Annotated in this window: 11 protein-coding genes; 3 read left to right on the top strand and 8 right to left on the bottom strand. The window is 73.0% G+C overall.

The window, feature by feature from the left end:
- Positions 1 to 97: 97 nt before the first annotated feature.
- Entirely contained in the window at positions 98 to 1,174 is a 1,077-nt protein-coding gene (locus C6376_RS05205) for a C40 family peptidase (protein WP_107442324.1), read from the bottom strand.
- 634 nt (positions 1,175 to 1,808) lie between these two features.
- On the opposite strand from C6376_RS05205, the gene C6376_RS05200 reads away from it, so the two are divergent.
- Entirely contained in the window at positions 1,809 to 2,162 is a 354-nt protein-coding gene (locus C6376_RS05200; RefSeq protein ID WP_107442323.1) for a hypothetical protein, read from the top strand.
- On the opposite strand, the gene C6376_RS05195 is transcribed toward C6376_RS05200, so the two are convergent.
- From C6376_RS05195 to C6376_RS05185, 3 genes are all read right to left on the bottom strand, one after another.
- Positions 2,140 to 3,159, bottom strand: coding sequence for a tellurite resistance/C4-dicarboxylate transporter family protein (locus tag C6376_RS05195; protein WP_107442322.1), 1,020 nt, complete (start codon positions 3,157 to 3,159; stop codon positions 2,140 to 2,142). The two genes, C6376_RS05200 and C6376_RS05195, sit on opposite strands and share 23 nt — an antisense overlap.
- 245 nt (positions 3,160 to 3,404) lie before the next feature.
- Entirely contained in the window at positions 3,405 to 4,130 is a 726-nt protein-coding gene (locus C6376_RS05190) for a dienelactone hydrolase family protein (RefSeq protein ID WP_107442321.1), read from the bottom strand.
- A gap of 235 nt (positions 4,131 to 4,365) precedes the next feature.
- Positions 4,366 to 5,742, bottom strand: coding sequence for a C40 family peptidase (locus C6376_RS05185; RefSeq protein ID WP_254075842.1), 1,377 nt, complete (start codon positions 5,740 to 5,742; stop codon positions 4,366 to 4,368).
- 451 nt (positions 5,743 to 6,193) lie between these two features.
- Here C6376_RS05185 and pcrA point away from each other — a divergent pair, with 451 nt between their 5' ends.
- On the top strand, positions 6,194 to 8,719 hold the full coding sequence (pcrA, locus tag C6376_RS05180; RefSeq protein WP_107442320.1) for a DNA helicase PcrA: 2,526 nt from the start codon (positions 6,194 to 6,196) through the stop codon (positions 8,717 to 8,719).
- A 172-nt stretch (positions 8,720 to 8,891) separates the two neighbouring features.
- On the opposite strand, the gene C6376_RS05175 is transcribed toward pcrA, so the two are convergent.
- Together C6376_RS05175 and C6376_RS05170 are read right to left on the bottom strand one after the other, a co-directional pair.
- Positions 8,892 to 10,445 carry a M23 family metallopeptidase gene (locus tag C6376_RS05175; RefSeq protein ID WP_254075841.1) on the bottom strand — a complete coding sequence of 518 codons (1,554 nt, stop codon included), beginning with the start codon at positions 10,443 to 10,445 and terminating at the stop codon, positions 8,892 to 8,894.
- 365 nt (positions 10,446 to 10,810) lie between these two features.
- A complete protein-coding gene (locus C6376_RS05170; RefSeq protein WP_107442318.1) occupies positions 10,811 to 11,758 on the bottom strand; it encodes a triacylglycerol lipase in 948 nt (315 codons plus the stop codon).
- Between the two features lie 541 nt (positions 11,759 to 12,299).
- Here C6376_RS05170 and C6376_RS05165 point away from each other — a divergent pair.
- Positions 12,300 to 12,716 carry a cobalamin B12-binding domain-containing protein gene (locus tag C6376_RS05165; RefSeq protein ID WP_107448783.1) on the top strand — a complete coding sequence of 139 codons (417 nt, stop codon included), beginning with the start codon at positions 12,300 to 12,302 and terminating at the stop codon, positions 12,714 to 12,716.
- 215 nt (positions 12,717 to 12,931) lie between these two features.
- On the opposite strand, the gene C6376_RS05160 is transcribed toward C6376_RS05165, so the two are convergent.
- Positions 12,932 to 14,566, bottom strand: coding sequence for a DUF5691 domain-containing protein (locus C6376_RS05160; protein WP_107442317.1), 1,635 nt, complete (start codon positions 14,564 to 14,566; stop codon positions 12,932 to 12,934).
- A gap of 37 nt (positions 14,567 to 14,603) precedes the next feature.
- Entirely contained in the window at positions 14,604 to 15,965 is a 1,362-nt protein-coding gene (locus tag C6376_RS05155) for an SWIM zinc finger family protein (RefSeq protein ID WP_107442316.1), read from the bottom strand.
- Between the last annotated feature and the right edge of the window lie 138 nt (positions 15,966 to 16,103).

The following is a 16,103-nucleotide window of genomic DNA, read 5'->3' as shown; positions in this document are numbered from 1 at the left end:
CGTGTCCTGCCCGGTGCCGTGGCGGCCACGCCGGTGGACCGCGGTGACGCGCCGTGCCGGGCGTCGCGAGCCGGTGAATCCGTTGCCGGTCACGGCACTAGACCACTCGTGCGGCGCCCGCGAACGGCATCTCGTCGATCGGGGCCACACGCACCGGGGCCGACGGGTTCGGGGCGTGGATCATCTGGCCGTCGCCGATGTAGAGGCCGACGTGGGAGATGCCGGAGTAGAAGAACACCAGGTCGCCCGGGAGGAGTTCGGAGCGCGACACGCGCTGCCCGGCGCCGATCTGGGCGTAGGTGGTGCGGGGGAGGGAGACTCCCGCGGAGCGGTAGGCGGCCAGCACGAGCCCCGAGCAGTCGAAGGCGTTCGGCCCGGTGGCCCCCCACACATAGGGGCTGCCGAGCTTGGAGTAGGCGTAGGAGACGGCCGCCGCGGCACGGGAGTTGGGGGCGTCGGCGCTGCCTGAACCGGGCTTTGCGAGGTCCGTGCGCGCACCGGACGCACCGCGTGAGGCGCGGGTGCCCGTGCCGTCGCCCGCACTCTCGCCGATCCGCGCCCGCTCCGCCGCCGTCAGCCTCGACAGCAGGCCGCGTGCCGCGTCCAGCTTGCCGGTGATCGTCTCCTTCTGCTTCTGCAGCTCGGCCCGACGAGTCCGGAGCGCGGTCAGTTCGACACGCGCCGCGCCGCGCAGTTGCTCGATCTCGCGCAGCTGTCCGTGCACCCGGGCGACGGCGGCGGACTGGCGGGCGCCGGCCCGTTCGGCGAAGGCGGCGCCGTCGAGATAGCGGTCGGGGTCGTCGGAGAGCGCCAACTTCACGGCAGGGTCGAGGCCGCCGTCGCGGTACTGCGCCGCGGCCATCGATCCCAGCGCGTCCCGCGTGGAGTTGAGCTTCTCCTCCTTGCGCGCGGCCTCGTCGCGCAGGTTCTTCAGCCGCTGCTCGGCGGCCGTCGCCCTCTCCTTCACACCGTTGTACTTCTCGGTGGCTTCCTCAGCCTCCTGGTACAGCTTGGCCACCTTCGCCTTGACCTCGGCCGGCGTCAGCTCCGGTTCGGCCTGCCCGGTCCCGTCGAAGGCGGTCGCCGTCGCCACGCCCGCGAGGGCGAGCGTGAAGGCCGTACGGGCCGTCCTGCCGCCGAGCGAGCGTTGCCGGGGCTTGCGATGCGCTGCCACGTGGGACTGCACGTCCTTTCGTCGACCGCCCGGCCCGACCGGCCGCCGCCGGGAGTGACCCGAGGCTGCCGGCCGACCCGTGTCAGGCGGTTCCCGGGCCGTCGGGGGAGCGGACGGACGGCCCGGGCCGCGGCTGACGCGTCCGGCGACGTTCCGCACGGGGAGCGGGCACGCCGCCGGACTTCCTCGGCGGTGGTGGCCGACTGCCGCCCCTGGCCGGGCGGCGGTGGGGAGCCGGTCACCTGGGAAAGGACGGTAGGCCGGTGATGACGTTTGGGTAACGCGATGTGCGGAAGTGACACGAGCGGACTGCCCGGTGACCGTATGTGTCCCACTGCCCCGGCCGGATACGGCTGGTTCGCGCGGCGCGCTGACCGAAGGCGCGATTCCGGGATCGACGGGGGCGGCAGGGTGCTATGGCGCATATATGCACGCTCGAGCGGCCGTGCGGGGGAGACCTGTGGGTGAGCGGCGAGGGCACAGGCGAGGGCCGAGCGGCGAGGGTCCGGGGGAGGGGCGGCGGCGAGGGTCTGGGGGAGGGGCGAGGGCCGTGGTCGAGGGGCGGGAGGGGTGAGCGGGAAGCGCCGGGGGCGGTGTCGGGCGGTGTGTGCCGGGCTCACTAGCATCCGGCTTCATGGACGTACTCATCCACTTCTTCGTCGGTCTGCACATCATCGGCATCGCCGCGCTGCTCGGCGGCTTCCTCACGCAGATGAAGGCGATGGGCCGGGGCACGGCCCGCTTCGTCCCCGCCATGCTCCACGGGGCGGCGACGATGCTGGTCACGGGCGTGATCCTGGTCGGCCTCAACCAGGCGGACGACCAGAGTGTCAACAACGTCAAGATCGGTGTGAAGCTGGCCCTGCTGATGGTGATTCTCGGCCTCGTCTATGTGAAGCGTGACGACGAGAAGGTGGAGAAGCCCCTGTTCGCCCTGGTGGGCCTGCTCACCGTGGCGAACGTCTTCATCGCGGTGCTCTGGACCTGACGCCGGCCCGGACCGAGCCCACCGCTGCCGCGGCGACGACCAGCCAGGCCGCCACGGCGACCCACAGCAGCACCTCGCCCGGCCCGTGCAGCGCCGGGAGGTCGACGGCGGCGGCGACGGACAGGGTCGCCGCCGCCGTCATGCCCATGGGGAACACGGTCGACCACCGGCGTTCGTCGTAGCGCGGTCGCGGCCACCGCACCTCGGCGACCAGCAGGACCGCGTACCAGACGTAGTCGAGCACCAGCAGCGCGACGGTCAGCCCGCGCAGCACGCCGGTGTCGTCGGCGTTCCACAGATACAGGGCGCCGTCGTCGGCCATGAGGAGTTTCGCGCCCGCGAGCGCGCAGACGGCGAGCGCGCCGCCCGCCACCCACTGGTCGCCCGCGCCCTCGGCCGGCTGCCGGAAGTCGAAGAGGCCCAGGGCGACGGCGTACAGCACCAGACCGAGCCAGAACAGCACGAGCGCGGTGTGCGCGAGCCAGGCCGCGGCCTCCGCCTTCGCCAGCACCGCGCCGAGCACGGCCAGGCTCTGGGTCGCGACGCAGCACAGGAACACCGCACCGGGCATGCGCCGCTTCCACCGCCGCACGACCGTCACGAACAGCACCGGCCACAGCGCCGCGGCCAGTGCCAGCAGTGCCTCGGCCAGGGGCTGCCGGCCCCGCGCGGAGATCTGCGTGCCGAGCACGGCCGTCGCCGCGACGGCGGTCAGCGCCCCCGGCGTACCCGCCTCGGCCCGCCACCGTTCGGGCTCCCGCACCAGCCGGACGACGAAGTCCGCGGCGAGCGCGACCCAGGCGATGCCCGCCATCGCCAGCCAGACCCGGGACAGCGCCTCGTGCCCGGCCAGATGCAGCCCGACCGACACGATGCCGGTCGCCATGACGGCGGTCCCGGACGCCGGCCGGCGGCGCGCCCACCAGTGGCGGAGCCGGGAGCGGGGGGAGGGCGACGAGGCGGGCGAGGGCGAGGCGGGCGGGGGGAAGCCGGGCATGCGGCCGATGCTAGAGAGCGCGGCGGGGCGGCACCGGGCGGCGCGCCCCACACGACAGCTCCCGGACCACACACGGTGTCCGCCGCAAGGTGTGCGCCACGCGCGCGTGCCTCGGCCGGCCACCGCCGTCGAGGACGGCCGGGACCCGCCCTCGACGACGGCACACTGGCCGACCGCCGACCGTCGACCTACCTGCTGCCGCCGACCGCCTGCCTACCGAGCGCGGCCCGCCGGACGGCCCGGCGTCACTTCAGGTGCCGGTCCAGGAACCGGCATCCGTCCTCCAGCTCGAACGACGGGGTGCCGGTGTGCCCGCCCAGATTGGCGTGCAGCGTCTTCTCCTTGCTACCGAAGGCGTCGAACAGGTCCAGAGCCCGTTGCCGGGGGTTCCCCTCGTCGTCCCACTGCAGCAGGAACAGCAGCGGAACGGTGACCTGCCGGGCCTCCTCGCGCTGGGCGCGGGGCACATACCCCCCGGCGAAGAAGCCGGCCGCCGCGATGCGCGGCTCGACCACCGCCAGCCGGATGCCGAGGGCGGTCCACCCTCCCGAATACCCGACCGGGCCGCCGATCCCGGGCAGTTCGAGAAGGGCGTCCAACGTGGTCCGCCATTCCGGGACGGCCCTTTCGACCAGCGGGCCGATGAGGGACTCGAAGATCTCGTCCACCGGCTCACCCGCCTGCATCGCCCGCCGGAGGTCGGCGCGGGCCTGCTCGTCGGCGGCGGAACGGGGCCGGTCACCGCACCCGGCGGCGTCGATGGTGGCCACCGCGTAGCCGCGCATCGCGGTGTACCGGGCCCGGGCCACCAGCCGGGGATCCGCCTTGGGCAGGCCGTTGTTGTGGGCCATCAGAATCAGCGGGGCCGGTACGGCGGACTCGGGCGTCCACAGGGTGCCGGGGATCTCGCCGAGAGTGAACTCGCGCTCGAGGACGCCGTCGTCGAGGCGCTGCTCGGAAGTGAATCGCATGGTCGTGCCTTTCGGGAATGCGCTGGAACGGCGCTCCCGGACGACCTATCGCCCGACCGTGACCCCGGAGGGGAGCACCCATGTCGATACAGCGTTCACGGGTACCACCTCCTCGTTCTCTCGCACGGCCTCCGGGAAGGTAGCAGCGATGGCCGTCGTCCGCCAACGCGATTTTTCGCGTTGGTTCCCCGGCCGGTGCCGGGTGCAGCCGCACCTCCTCGTCCGGCCGGTGCCCTCAGGCCGGGCGCACCACGCGGTGGACGCCGGACTCGCCGTCGTAGGGGATCGACTCCTCGCGCACGTAGGCGCCGGGCTTGGGTGAGTGGATCATCATGCCGTTGCCGATACAGACGCCGACGTGGCTGAGGTCTCCGTAGAAGAAGAGCAGGTCGCCGGGCCGGGCGTCGGCGAGGGGGACCGTGACGCCGGCGTTCGCCTGGCCGTGGGTGCTGCGGGGCAGGGTGACCGCGGCGGCCTTCCAGGCGGCCTGGGTGAGACCGGAGGAGTCGTAGGACCCGGGTCCGGTCGCGCCCCACACGTACGGCTTCCCGATCTGCGCGCGGGCGAAGGCGAGGGCCTTCTCGGCCTTGACGGCGTACGACGCGTCCGCGGCGGAGCCGGAGGAGGACACCATGCCGGTCGACGACGCCGTGGCCGGAACCGACGTGGCCGGGGCTACCGGGCCCGTCGACGCCACGGAAGGGGGCATCGTGCCCGAAGCCGAAGCCGAAGCCGAAGCCGAAGCCGAAGCCGAAGCCTGAGCCGCCGAGTCCGGAGAGTCCATGGCCTCCCACGACGCGGCCGGGGACGGCGGGCCCGAAGATTCCGTGTCAGGCAACCCGCCACCGCTCTCCTGCCGGGCGGCCTGCTGCGCGGTTTGCTGCGCGGCCTGCCAGGCCGCCGCCTGCTGACGGGCGAAATCCGCCGCCGCGCGCGCGGCCTCCTCCTGTTTCTGCTTCTCGATCGCCGCGTGGCGCGCCTGCTCCTGGGCCGTCAGCCGGGACAACAGCTCGCGCGAGTCGCCGAGCTTCTTCTGGACGGCGGCCTTGGCGATCCGCAGGCCGTGCTGCGGATCGGTGAGCGACGCATGGCTCCCCGTGGTCTCCCGGTGGTTCCTCGTCGTGGCCGGCCGCTCGGCGGCGTAGTCGTCGACGGCGCCTTGGCGGCGGTCGGCCGCCACGTCCGCCGGCCGGTTCCGGCCGATGTGGTCCTGCGCGGTGTCCGCGAGGGGGACGGCCGCGGTGTCGGGCGCGAAGGCACCGGTGCGGTACCGGGCCGCGGCCCGTGAACCCGGTTCCTCACGCGCCTCGTCGGGCTTCCGGGTGCGCTGGGGGGCGACGCCGTCGAGGAGGCCGTCCGCCCGGGTGCGCTGCTTGGTCGTCTTCTCCTTGGCGGAGGTGTTCTTCTCGGTCGCCGACTCCGCCTGGCGGTAGAGGTCGTCGACCTTCTTCTCCACCTCCTCCAGGCTCGGCCTGCCGTCGGCCGCCTCAGCGGCGTTCGCCGACTGGGAGAGCAGGGCCACGGACGTGAGGGCCGCGGTGGCGAGGGCAGGGGGACGTATGCCCGCCACACGCGAACCCGCGGAGCGTGCCCTGCGGTGCTGCGACGCCAAGGGAGGCGACTCCTTCCAAAAGCTGCGCCTGCCGGTCGGCGGTCGGGTCCCGAAGGCCGGCCCGGGCACCGGGGGAGAGCTCGGGCGGGCGAGCGGGGGTCGTCGCCCCACGGCCTTCTCCCTGACGGTGTCGGGCCGGTTCACCCAGGTCTCGGGGGTCCCCGGATCCACACGGCGCGAGCGGGCGCCCCGGGACTCGGCGGAGGGCCGCTCGGTCCGGCGGGGTCACCGGTGAGGTCGTACGGCCTGTCCGCACGGTAGCCAACGCGTGTGGCCCCTGTGAAGGTTGATGGGCGATATGCCCGATACATTTTCGTGACCTGAGGGCGTGGTCCGGTGTTACCGACGGATCGGTCGCCGTTCGTGATCGTGGATGGCCGGAGGGTGAGTGCGGGGCGAGTTTCCGGGACGGCGGCCGGTTGTCGGTGGCGCCCCCTAAACTCGGAGAGCGATGAGCAGCCTCTTTGACGACAGCTTCCTGGCGGACCTCAAGGGCCCCCGTGCCCACGAGGAGGAGCCCCCGCCGCCCGAGGACGACCACGGACCGGAGCCGGTCCCGGACGATCTGTTCGGCGGGAAGTTCGACGCGCCCCCGGACCGGGACGCCTACTACCGCGACGGCGCACCGCGCCCGGCTCTCGACGCGGCGGCGCTCCTGGAAGGGCTGAACGACAACCAGCGTGCGGCCGTCGTGCACGCAGGCGCCCCGCTGCTCATCGTGGCGGGCGCCGGCTCGGGCAAGACGCGCGTGCTCACCCACCGCATCGCCCACCTCCTCGCCGAGCGCGACGTGCACCCGGGGCAGATCCTCGCGATCACCTTCACCAACAAGGCCGCGGGCGAGATGAAGGAGCGCGTCGAGCAGCTCGTCGGCCCGCGCGCGAACGCGATGTGGGTCATGACGTTCCACAGCGCGTGCGTGCGCATCCTGCGCCGGGAGAGCAAGAAGCTCGGCTTCACGTCGTCGTTCTCGATCTACGACGCCGCCGACTCCAAGCGCCTCATGGCCCTGGTCTGCCGCGACCTGGACCTCGATCCCAAGCGCTACCCGCCCAAGTCCTTCAGCGCCAAGATCAGCAACCTGAAGAACGAGCTGATCGACGAGGAGGACTTCGCCGCGCAGGCCGCTGGGGGCGCCTCCCGGACGGAGTCTGGGGGAGGGTTCGAGAAGACGCTCGCCCAGGCCTACGCCATGTACCAGTCGCGGCTGCGCGAGGCGAACGCCCTCGACTTCGACGACCTGATCATGACGACGGTCAACCTGCTGCGCGCCTTCCCCGACGTCGCCGAGCACTACCGCCGCCGGTTCCGGCACGTCCTGGTCGACGAGTACCAGGACACCAACCACGCCCAGTACGCCCTCGTGCGCGAGCTGGTCGGCACCTCCGAGCACCCCGTCGACGTACCGCCGGGCGAGTACGACGTACCGCCGGCCGAGCTCTGCGTCGTCGGTGACGCCGACCAGTCCATCTACGCCTTCCGCGGCGCCACCATCCGCAACATCCTCCAGTTCGAGGAGGACTACCCGCGCGCGACGACGATCCTGCTCGAGCAGAACTACCGCTCGACGCAGACGATCCTGTCCGCCGCCAACGCGGTCATCGAGCGCAACGAGTCACGGCGCCCCAAGAACCTGTGGACCAACGCGGGCGCGGGCGCGCGCATCACCGGCTACGTCGCCGACACCGAGCACGACGAGGCGCAGTTCGTCGCCGACGAGATAGACCGCCTGACGGACGCGGGCGACGCGAAGGCGGGCGATGTGGCGGTCTTCTACCGCACCAACGCCCAGTCCCGTGTCTTCGAGGAGATCTTCATTCGGGTCGGCCTTCCCTACAAGGTCGTCGGCGGGGTCCGCTTCTACGAGCGCAAGGAGGTCAGGGACGTCCTGGCCTATCTGCGCGTGCTGGCCAACCCGGAGGACTCGGTGCCGCTGCGCCGGATCCTCAACGTGCCCAAGCGTGGCATCGGCGACCGTGCCGAGGCGATGATCGACGCCCTCTCCCAGCGGGAGAAGATCAGCTTCTCGCAGGCCCTGAAGCGGGTCGACGAGGCTTACGGCATGGCGTCGCGGTCGACGAACGCCGTGAAGCGGTTCAACGCGCTCATGGAGGAGCTGCGCACGATCGTCGAGTCGGGCGCCGGTCCGGCGACCGTCCTGGAGGCGGTGCTCGAACGCACCGGCTACCTCGCCGAGTTGCAGGCCTCCACCGACCCGCAGGACGAGACCCGGATCGAGAACCTCCAGGAACTCGCCGCCGTGGCCATGGAGTTCGAGCAGGAGACCGGTGAGGGAGAGGGCGCCGCACCGGCCGGGCTCTCCGACTTCCTGGAGCGGGTCGCGCTGGTCGCCGACTCCGACCAGATCCCCGACGAGGAGGCGGACGGCTCGGGCGTCATCACCCTGATGACCCTGCACACCGCCAAGGGCCTCGAGTTCCCGGTCGTCTTCCTGACGGGCATGGAGGACGGCGTCTTCCCGCACATGCGCGCCCTCGGCCAGACCAAGGAACTGGAGGAGGAGCGTCGGCTCGCGTACGTGGGCATCACACGCGCCCGTGAGCGGCTGTACCTCACCCGCTCGTCGCTGCGCAGCGCCTGGGGGCAGCCGTCGTACAACCCGCCCTCCCGGTTCCTGGAGGAGATCCCGCCGACGCATGTGGACTGGAAGCGGACGGGGGCGACCTCGCCCGTGTCGTCCGGCCCGCTGTCGGGGGCGGCGTCGTCAACCTCGATGTCCTCGTCCCGATCGCGTTCCTCGGCGGCGGGCGCGTCCGGATTCGCGACGCGCCGCACGGCCGGGGAGAAGCCCGTGGTCGCGCTGGCCGTCGGCGACCGGGTCACGCACGACCAGTTCGGGCTCGGCACGGTCGTCGGAGTGAAGGGCACCGGCGCCAACGCGGAGGCCACCGTCGACTTCGGCGACACCAAGCCGAAGCGGCTGCTGCTGCGGTACGCACCGGTGGAGAAGCTGTAGGTCCCCTTCCGGGCGGCAACGGCCCGGCGCGCCGGGGTGAGCCCCCGCTTCGGCGGCGGGGGCTCAGGCGGTCGACGACGGGGACGCGGTCTCCCGCGGACGGGTCTTCGCCCTGCGGGCGAGCCGGGCGCGAAGAGGGCTTACGTCGGAGAGCGCTAACGTCGGAGAGCGCTTACGTCGGGTTGAGTCCGTGGCTGCGCAGCCAGGGCAGCGGGTCGATCGCCGAACCGCCGGCCGGCCGGACCTCGAAGTGCAGGTGCGGGCCGGTCGAGTTGCCGGAGTTGCCCGAGTAGGCGATCGGGTCGCCGGCCTTCACCGTCGTGCCGGAGGGGACGCGGTAGGTGGAGAGATGGCAGTACCAGGTCTCCGTGCCGTCCTTCGCCGTCAGGATCAGCATGTTGCCGTAGGCGCTGTTCCACTGGGTGCGTACGGTGCCGTCGGTCGCGGCCATCACCGTCGTGCCGTACGAGACCGGGAAGTCGATGCCCGTGTGCTGTGACATCCAGTTGATGCCGGCCTGGCCGAAGTAGGCGCTGAGGCCGTGCTGTGCGACCGGGAGGGCGTACTTGGGGCGCAGCCGCTCCTTGCGGGCGGCCTCCGCCGCCGCCTTCTTCTTCTCGGCCTCCTGCTGCGCCTTGAGGTCGATGCGCTCCTGCGTGCGGCTGACCCGGTCGCCGAAGTCGTCGGCCCCGGCGCTGAGCGTTGCGAGCTGGCTGTCCAGCTTGGTGTTGGCGGCGGACGGCTTCACCGGCTGAGCGTCCGCCGCGGAGGCCGAGGTCTCCTTGCCGTCGCCGCCGGTCAGCGTGCCGACCGAGGCGGCGGCGATCCCGGCGACCCCCATCACACAGGCCGAGGGCACGGCCACCGTCAGCAGCGCGGAGCGCTTGGCGGGCATCCGGCGCCGGGAACGGTTCGCGTTACGGGTGGCCGCCCGGCCCAGCGGCGCGGGGACGGGCTCTTCCCGGTCGTCGAGGAGCGCGAGCGGGTCGCCGTCCGTCGACTCGCCTTCGGGGCCGCCCGCTTCGGGGACGCTCGCTTCGGGACCGCTCCCGTCGTACGCGACCTGCTCGAAAGTGGCGGTGGCCTGCTGGTCGAACGGGACCTCGGGTGACTGCTCGAACCCTCCCCCAGACTCCGTCTGGGAGGTGCCCCCAGCGGCCGGCGCGGAGCCGTCGGAGGCGTCGCCGTCGGAATTCCACTGCGTGGCGTCGTACGCGCCGGTGTCGAAGGTCTGCGTGCCCCATTCCCAGTGCTGGGTAGCGTCGGCGGGGCAGCCGGGCTGGTCGGGCTGGAGCCAGGCGCTCGCGTCCCAGTGGCCGGTGGTGTCGTGCGCCGTCGCCTGCTGCGGGACCGCGGACAGGTGCTGGTGCTGTCCCGTCTGCCAGGCGGTCGCGTCGTACGCGCCGGAGTCGTGGACGGCGTGGTGCTGGGCCGCGTACGCGTCGTAGTTCAGGGTCTGGTGGCTGCCCGTGTCCGCGGAACCGTGGACGCCGGTGTGCCACCGGGTGCTGCCGTACGTGCCGGTGGTGGGGCCGGAGCCGTCGCCCGGAAACGCGCCGAACAGGGGGTCGGCGGTTGTGAAGTGCCCGGTGTCGTGCGCGCCGGTGTCGTGACCGCCGGCCTCGTGGCCGTCGTAGGTCGTGAAGCCGTCGTACGAAGCCTCCTGGGTGCCGTACGACGCGTAGTGCGCCGAAGCGGCGTCGGAAGCCGGGGCCGGGGAGGTCATGATTCCCGACGGGTGACGGTCATTCACCAACTTCTCTTTCGCCGACGACAGGGGCTGCCAGAGCAGTGCGGCGACTGTACCCGGCAGTACGCGGGCACGACAATGTTCTGCAGGTTTCGTGCCCGAAGGAAAGGGGCAATCGGCTCTGTTTCGGGGGACGACGGACGAGGGCTTGGCCCTACGTTCGAATAGTGTTCGATGGTGAGGGAGTGGCAGAGGGGTGTGACGGGTCTGCCGGGCGGTGAGGGGCACGGCTCCGGGACGGCGTTGCGATCGTCGTCGTACTGCCCTCGGGCTTCGTCAGTCGCGCAGTCGCGCAGTCGCGCAGTCGCGCAGTCGCGCAGTCGCGGTGTCTCGGGGCGTCGTCAGGCAACCGTGAGGCCGGTACGGCGGGCGCCGGAACGAGAGGCGGCCGGCTCTTCCTGGGAGGGCGCGGTGTCGAGGGCCTGCCGTATGCCGGTCGCGACGGCGGGATGCACGGGCAGGGCGAGATGGCCGATCCCGGTCACCCGGACGTTCTGCACCGCCAGGTCGGGATGGTCCACGCAGGCGGACTCCAGCGGGTCCATGAGGTGGTCCAGGTCGCTCCAGAAGCTGACGAACCGGGTGCGGCAGCCCGGCGCGGGGCGGGAGAGCTCCTCGATCACCGCTGAGCCCGGACGCATCTGGCGCACGATCGGGTGCGCGTTCGCCAGCGGCGCCACCCGGGTGCCGGAGTGCGGGGTGCCCAGCGTGACCAGCGTGCGGACGCGGACGTCGCCGCCCAGTCGTTGCACGTAGTAGCGCGCGATCAGGCCGCCCAGGCTGTGTCCGACGACGTCGACCTGCACGCTGCCCGTGCGCTCGCAGATCTCCTCTATGTGCCGGCCGAGCAGTTCGGCGGCGGTGCGTATGTCACACGTGAGCGGCGAGTAGTTGAGCGACTCCACGCGATGCCTGCCGTGCTGTGCGAGGCTGCGGCGCAGCAGGACGAACACGGAGCGGTTGTCGATGAACCCGTGCAGCAGCACCACCGGCGGCGGCGCCTGGGTGGGCAGCCGGGCCGGGTCCTCGGCGCCGGATTCCGCGGACAGCGCGGGGCGGACCGGTCCGCGGCGCTCCTGCGCGATGCCCGAGGGGTACAGGAGCAGATGCCCCGCGAGGATCGCGAGGTCCAGGGCGGTCGCCTTCAGAAGGGTCAGGGACAGCCCGGCGAGTCGGCCCGGCAGGCTCGGGAGGTCCGGCATCCCCGGGAAGCCGGGCAGGCTCGGAAGATCCGGGAGCAGACGCTGGCACAACGGTAGAAAGGGCTGCAGTGCCCGGGTGACCTTCATGGCCGACCTCCTGTCGGCACGCTGAGGACTTCTCTGGCCCCCGTGTGCCCTCGTGGAAGTCGCTGTCGAGGGGCTCGATCGGGCACGGCGGGGCGTGGAGCGGATGCGGCCCGTGGCTCGGGGTGCGTACGCCTGGTGCGACGTCGCGCCGTCGACGGACGGGAATCCCTGCCGGTGTGGCGACAGGCTCCCCGCTGTCGTGCCTTACCTGCTCTACCTGACCATCGTGCCTGTCGATGCGCCGTACCGCCACGCAGCGCGGGCTGCGGCGCGACGAACGGCGACCTCGTTGCGGCTCCCTCTGCGCCTCGAACCCCCCTGGGACGGGGTGCGAACGATGCGCGGTGAACGTGTCCCTCCGTGTGATTTCCCCCTCGGTCAGCACCGCGAAACTGCCGGTTGCGGGATGCGGGCGATAACGTTCGTTCACTTCCCCCGGGCGGTGTGGCGCGGGGTGTCCGTGGCCTCGAGGATGGACGCAGTCCCTCGAGGACGGACGGAGTCGCTTGAGGACGGACGGAGTCGCTTCATGGAGGCAGTGATGGGTGTGGCAGCCGGTCCGATCCGCGTGGTGGTCGCCAAGCCGGGGCTCGACGGCCACGATCGCGGGGCCAAGGTGATCGCGCGGGCGCTGCGCGACGCCGGCATGGAGGTCATCTACACGGGACTCCACCAGACGCCCGAGCAGATCGTCGACATCGCGATCCAGGAGGACGCCGACGCGATCGGTCTGTCCATCCTCTCCGGGGCGCACAACACGCTCTTCGCCGCGGTGATCGAGCTGCTGAAGGAGCGGGACGCGGCGGACATCCTGGTCTTCGGCGGCGGGATCATCCCCGAGGCGGACATCGCTCTGCTGAAGGAGAAGGGCGTCGCGGGGATCTTCACGCCCGGCGCGACCACCGCGTCCATCGTGGAGTGGGTCCGGGCCAACGTCCGGCAGTCAGCACAGGCGTGAGCCCCTCGGAGGCGCCCCGAGCGGGATGCGCCCGCTCGGCACGGACCCGCACAGACACGGGCCCCGCGTAGGAAAAGCGTGCGTGGGCACGAGCCCCGTACGGCCACGAGCCGTGCGTGGGCACGAATTCCGGACGGGCACGAACTCCGCACGGGCACGCGCCGTGCAGGTGGGAGCCCCCGCGGTGTTCGGGCCGGGGTGGGTTCAGGAACCGGTCAGGCATCCTGTCCCCGCGGCGCAGGGGGGCCGAGCTCCTCCGCCATCAGCGCCCGCAGCCGCAGTGTCCTGCCCAGCCGCTGGAACGCCTCGGCCCAGTAGCCGCCCGCGCCCGGCGACGCGTCCTCCGGTTCGTCCGGCACCGCGAGGAGGGCGTCGAGCCGGGACGCCTCCGCGGGGTCGAGACAGCGCTCGGCGAGACCCATCACGCCGCTGAAGCTCCACGGGTAACTGCCAGCGTCCCGCGCGATGTTGAGCGCGTCGACCACGGCGCGGCCGAGCGGCGCGGCCCACGGCACGGAGCAGACGCCGAGCAGCTGGAACGCCTCCGACAGACCGTGCGCCGCGATGAACCCGGCCACCCAGGCGGCCCGCTCGGACGGCGACAGCGTGCCCAGCAGCTTCGCCCGCTCGGCGAGGGACACCGCGCCGGGCCCGCCCGCGCCGGGCGAGGACGGCGCGCCGAGCAGCGCCCGTGACCAGTCGGCGTCCCGCTGGCGGACGGCGGCCCGGCACCATGCCGCGTGGAGTTCGCTCAGCCAGTCGTCGGCCACCGGAAGCGCCACGATCTGCTGCGGTGTGCGGCCGCCCAGCCGGGCCGGCCAGGTGGCGAGCGGTGCCGCCTCCAGCAACTGGCCGAACCACCAAGACCGTTCACCCCGGCCGGGCGGGGCGTGCGGTGACACGCCGTCGCGTTCCATGGCCGCGTCGCACTCGTGCGGCGCCTCCACCAGGAGGGTCGGTGTGTCCCGGGTGTGGTCGACGGCCACGCACGCGCCGGCCCGGACCGCCATCCGCGCGGCGAGCGCCGAGCCCGGCAGCGCCGACAGCAGCTCCGCGGCCGTGGCCCGCACGTTGCGGCTGCGGTCCGCCAGCGCCTGTTCCAGGAACGGCTCGTCGCGCGGGGCGAGGCCGGTGCGCAGCGAGTCGAGGAACATCAGCCGGTCCTCGGCGCGCTCCGTCGACCAGGTGGCCGCGAGCAGTTCCCGTGCCGCGTCGGGGTCACGGGAGCGGATGGACGCGAGCACGGCCACCCGCTCGGCGAACAGGCCCTCCTGCCAGAGGCGCTCGGCGCGTTCGGCCTCCGCCGGGCCCGGCAGGGCGGTGCCGCCGCCCGGCGTGGCACGCAGGGCGAACCGCCAGTCCGGGTTGAGCCGGGCCAGCCACAGGGCGCGCGGGCCCGCGAACTCCAGCGCCGCGGGTCGCAGGTCGGTACGCGCGCGTGCCGCGTCGAGCAGTGCGGGGAGGGAATCGGCGGGTGCGGCGAAGCCGCGCGCGTTCACCGCCGTCAGCCACTGGGGCAGCAGTTCCATGAGGTCCGGCGCGGCCCCTCTGCGGCCGCCCGCGCCGACGCCGGGTCGGTCGGCCAGGAGCAGGGCGAGTCTGCGGGCCGCCGCGGTGGGCAGCGGCGGGCGGGGGTCCTCGGCGGCCGGTTCCGGTCGGGGCGCCGCGCGACCGGGGCGCAGGCCGGCGCGCCGGCGTACGGTCTCGGCGGCCGCCGCGTCCAGCAGGGCCGTCGGCGCGTCCCGGCCAGGAGCCGCTGCCGGGGGTGTGCGGCGGTCCGTGCCGAGGAGGGCCGCGGTGATCAGCTCGTCCCAGGCGGAGGCCGAGGGCAGGGGCGAGGAGGCGTTCATGAGACTCCCTTCTGTCGACTCTTCCGACGAGACCCGGTCAGCACAGGCGCACCGCCTCTCCCGGGCCCGTCGGCCAGGCTGTCAGTGGGGTGAAACCACGGTGGCCGCACTCGCCGAAGACCCGGACGGGGGCGCCGCCGGAGAGGGCCGCCAGACGCCACAGGCCGGGTCGGGCGAGCGCGGTGGAGGTGAGCGGCAGAGCCGTGTCGCCCCGCGCGTCCGCGAGCTGCCAGGAAGTGCCGTCCGGCGTCGGGACGACGTCGGCCAGGGTCACCGGGACCGACTCCTGCCAGGGGTCGCGGCGCAGCGCCTCGCCGTACCGGGCGGCCGCCTCGCGGGTCGACACGCCCGGCGGTCTGGCGGCGGTCGGGGCCGGTGGCGTGAACTGCTCGCCGAGAGACGCCCGTTGCTGCCCCGCGCCGGGATACCCGGACAGTTCGGCGTCCAGCGCCAGGCCCACGGGCAGGGTGAGGTCGGGGGCCCGGCCGGCGGCGCCGTAGGAGAGCAGGAGCGCCGTGCGGCCCGTGGTGGCCCCGTACAGCCAGATGCGGCGGGTCGTCAGTCTCGGGTCGGGCGTGTCGTACTGGGCGAGGACCAGCCAGTGGTCGCGAATCGGCGGGCCGTCCGCGGACGAGGGCAGACCCACGCGGGTGCGGACCGTCGTGGCCAGGTCCGCAGGCAGCCGCTCGCGGTGCAACCAGCCCCGGTCGAGGAGGTGCAGCAGCGCGCACTCCTCCAGCAGTCGCACCGGCCAGCCCGGGCCGGACGCGGCAATGGCACCCAACTCGCGCACCCGCGCGGCGAGTCCGGGCGCCTGCGCGTCGACCATGCGGGCCGCCGTCTCCTCCCACAGCCCGTAGCCGGCCTGCTCGGCGCCGGCCAGGCCGGAGCGCAGGAGATCGGCGAGCCGCTCCTCCAACTCCGTCACCCCGCCGGTGATCCGTTCGGCACGGCGCTCCGCCCGCCGCCGCGCCCCCTCCGCGTCGAGAGGGCCTGAAGCGGAACCTTCCGTCTCCGCCCCCCGTTTCTCCTGCGTGCGCCGACGCCCCGCGGCCCACTGCTCGGCCCACTCCGGCGCATGGCCCGCCGGCACCGCTTCCTCTCCGCCAGACCAGAGCAGCAGCAGCCCCAGCGCGTGCTTGCACGGGAACTTACGGCTCGGACAACTGCAGGTGTAGGCCGGACCGGAGCCGCCGACCGCGTGCGCGACATCGACGGCCGTCCGGTACGGCGTGCCGTCGCCGCCTCGGCACAGGCCCCACACCATCCCCTCCCGCGAGCTGCCCGTCCCCGACCACGGGCCGGGCGCGGCGAGTTTGCTTCCCGCTTTGCGCGACGCGGAGTCAGGCGCCAGTGCCAGCACCCGGTCCGCGGTCCAGCGCACCCCCTGCTCAGTCATGTCACCGACGGTAGTTCCCCCCACTGACAATCGGTCCGACCGGTCCGGCACGAACTCGGCCGGTACGACGTTCTTGCAGGTCGGAACGCATTGTCAGTGGCGTGGTGCACGGTGGACACCAGATCCGAACCGGCCGAG

This window comes from Streptomyces sp. P3 (assembly GCF_003032475.1).
Lineage (GTDB): Bacteria > Actinomycetota > Actinomycetes > Streptomycetales > Streptomycetaceae > Streptomyces.
This window is presented reverse-complemented; position numbering and strand designations above follow the sequence as displayed.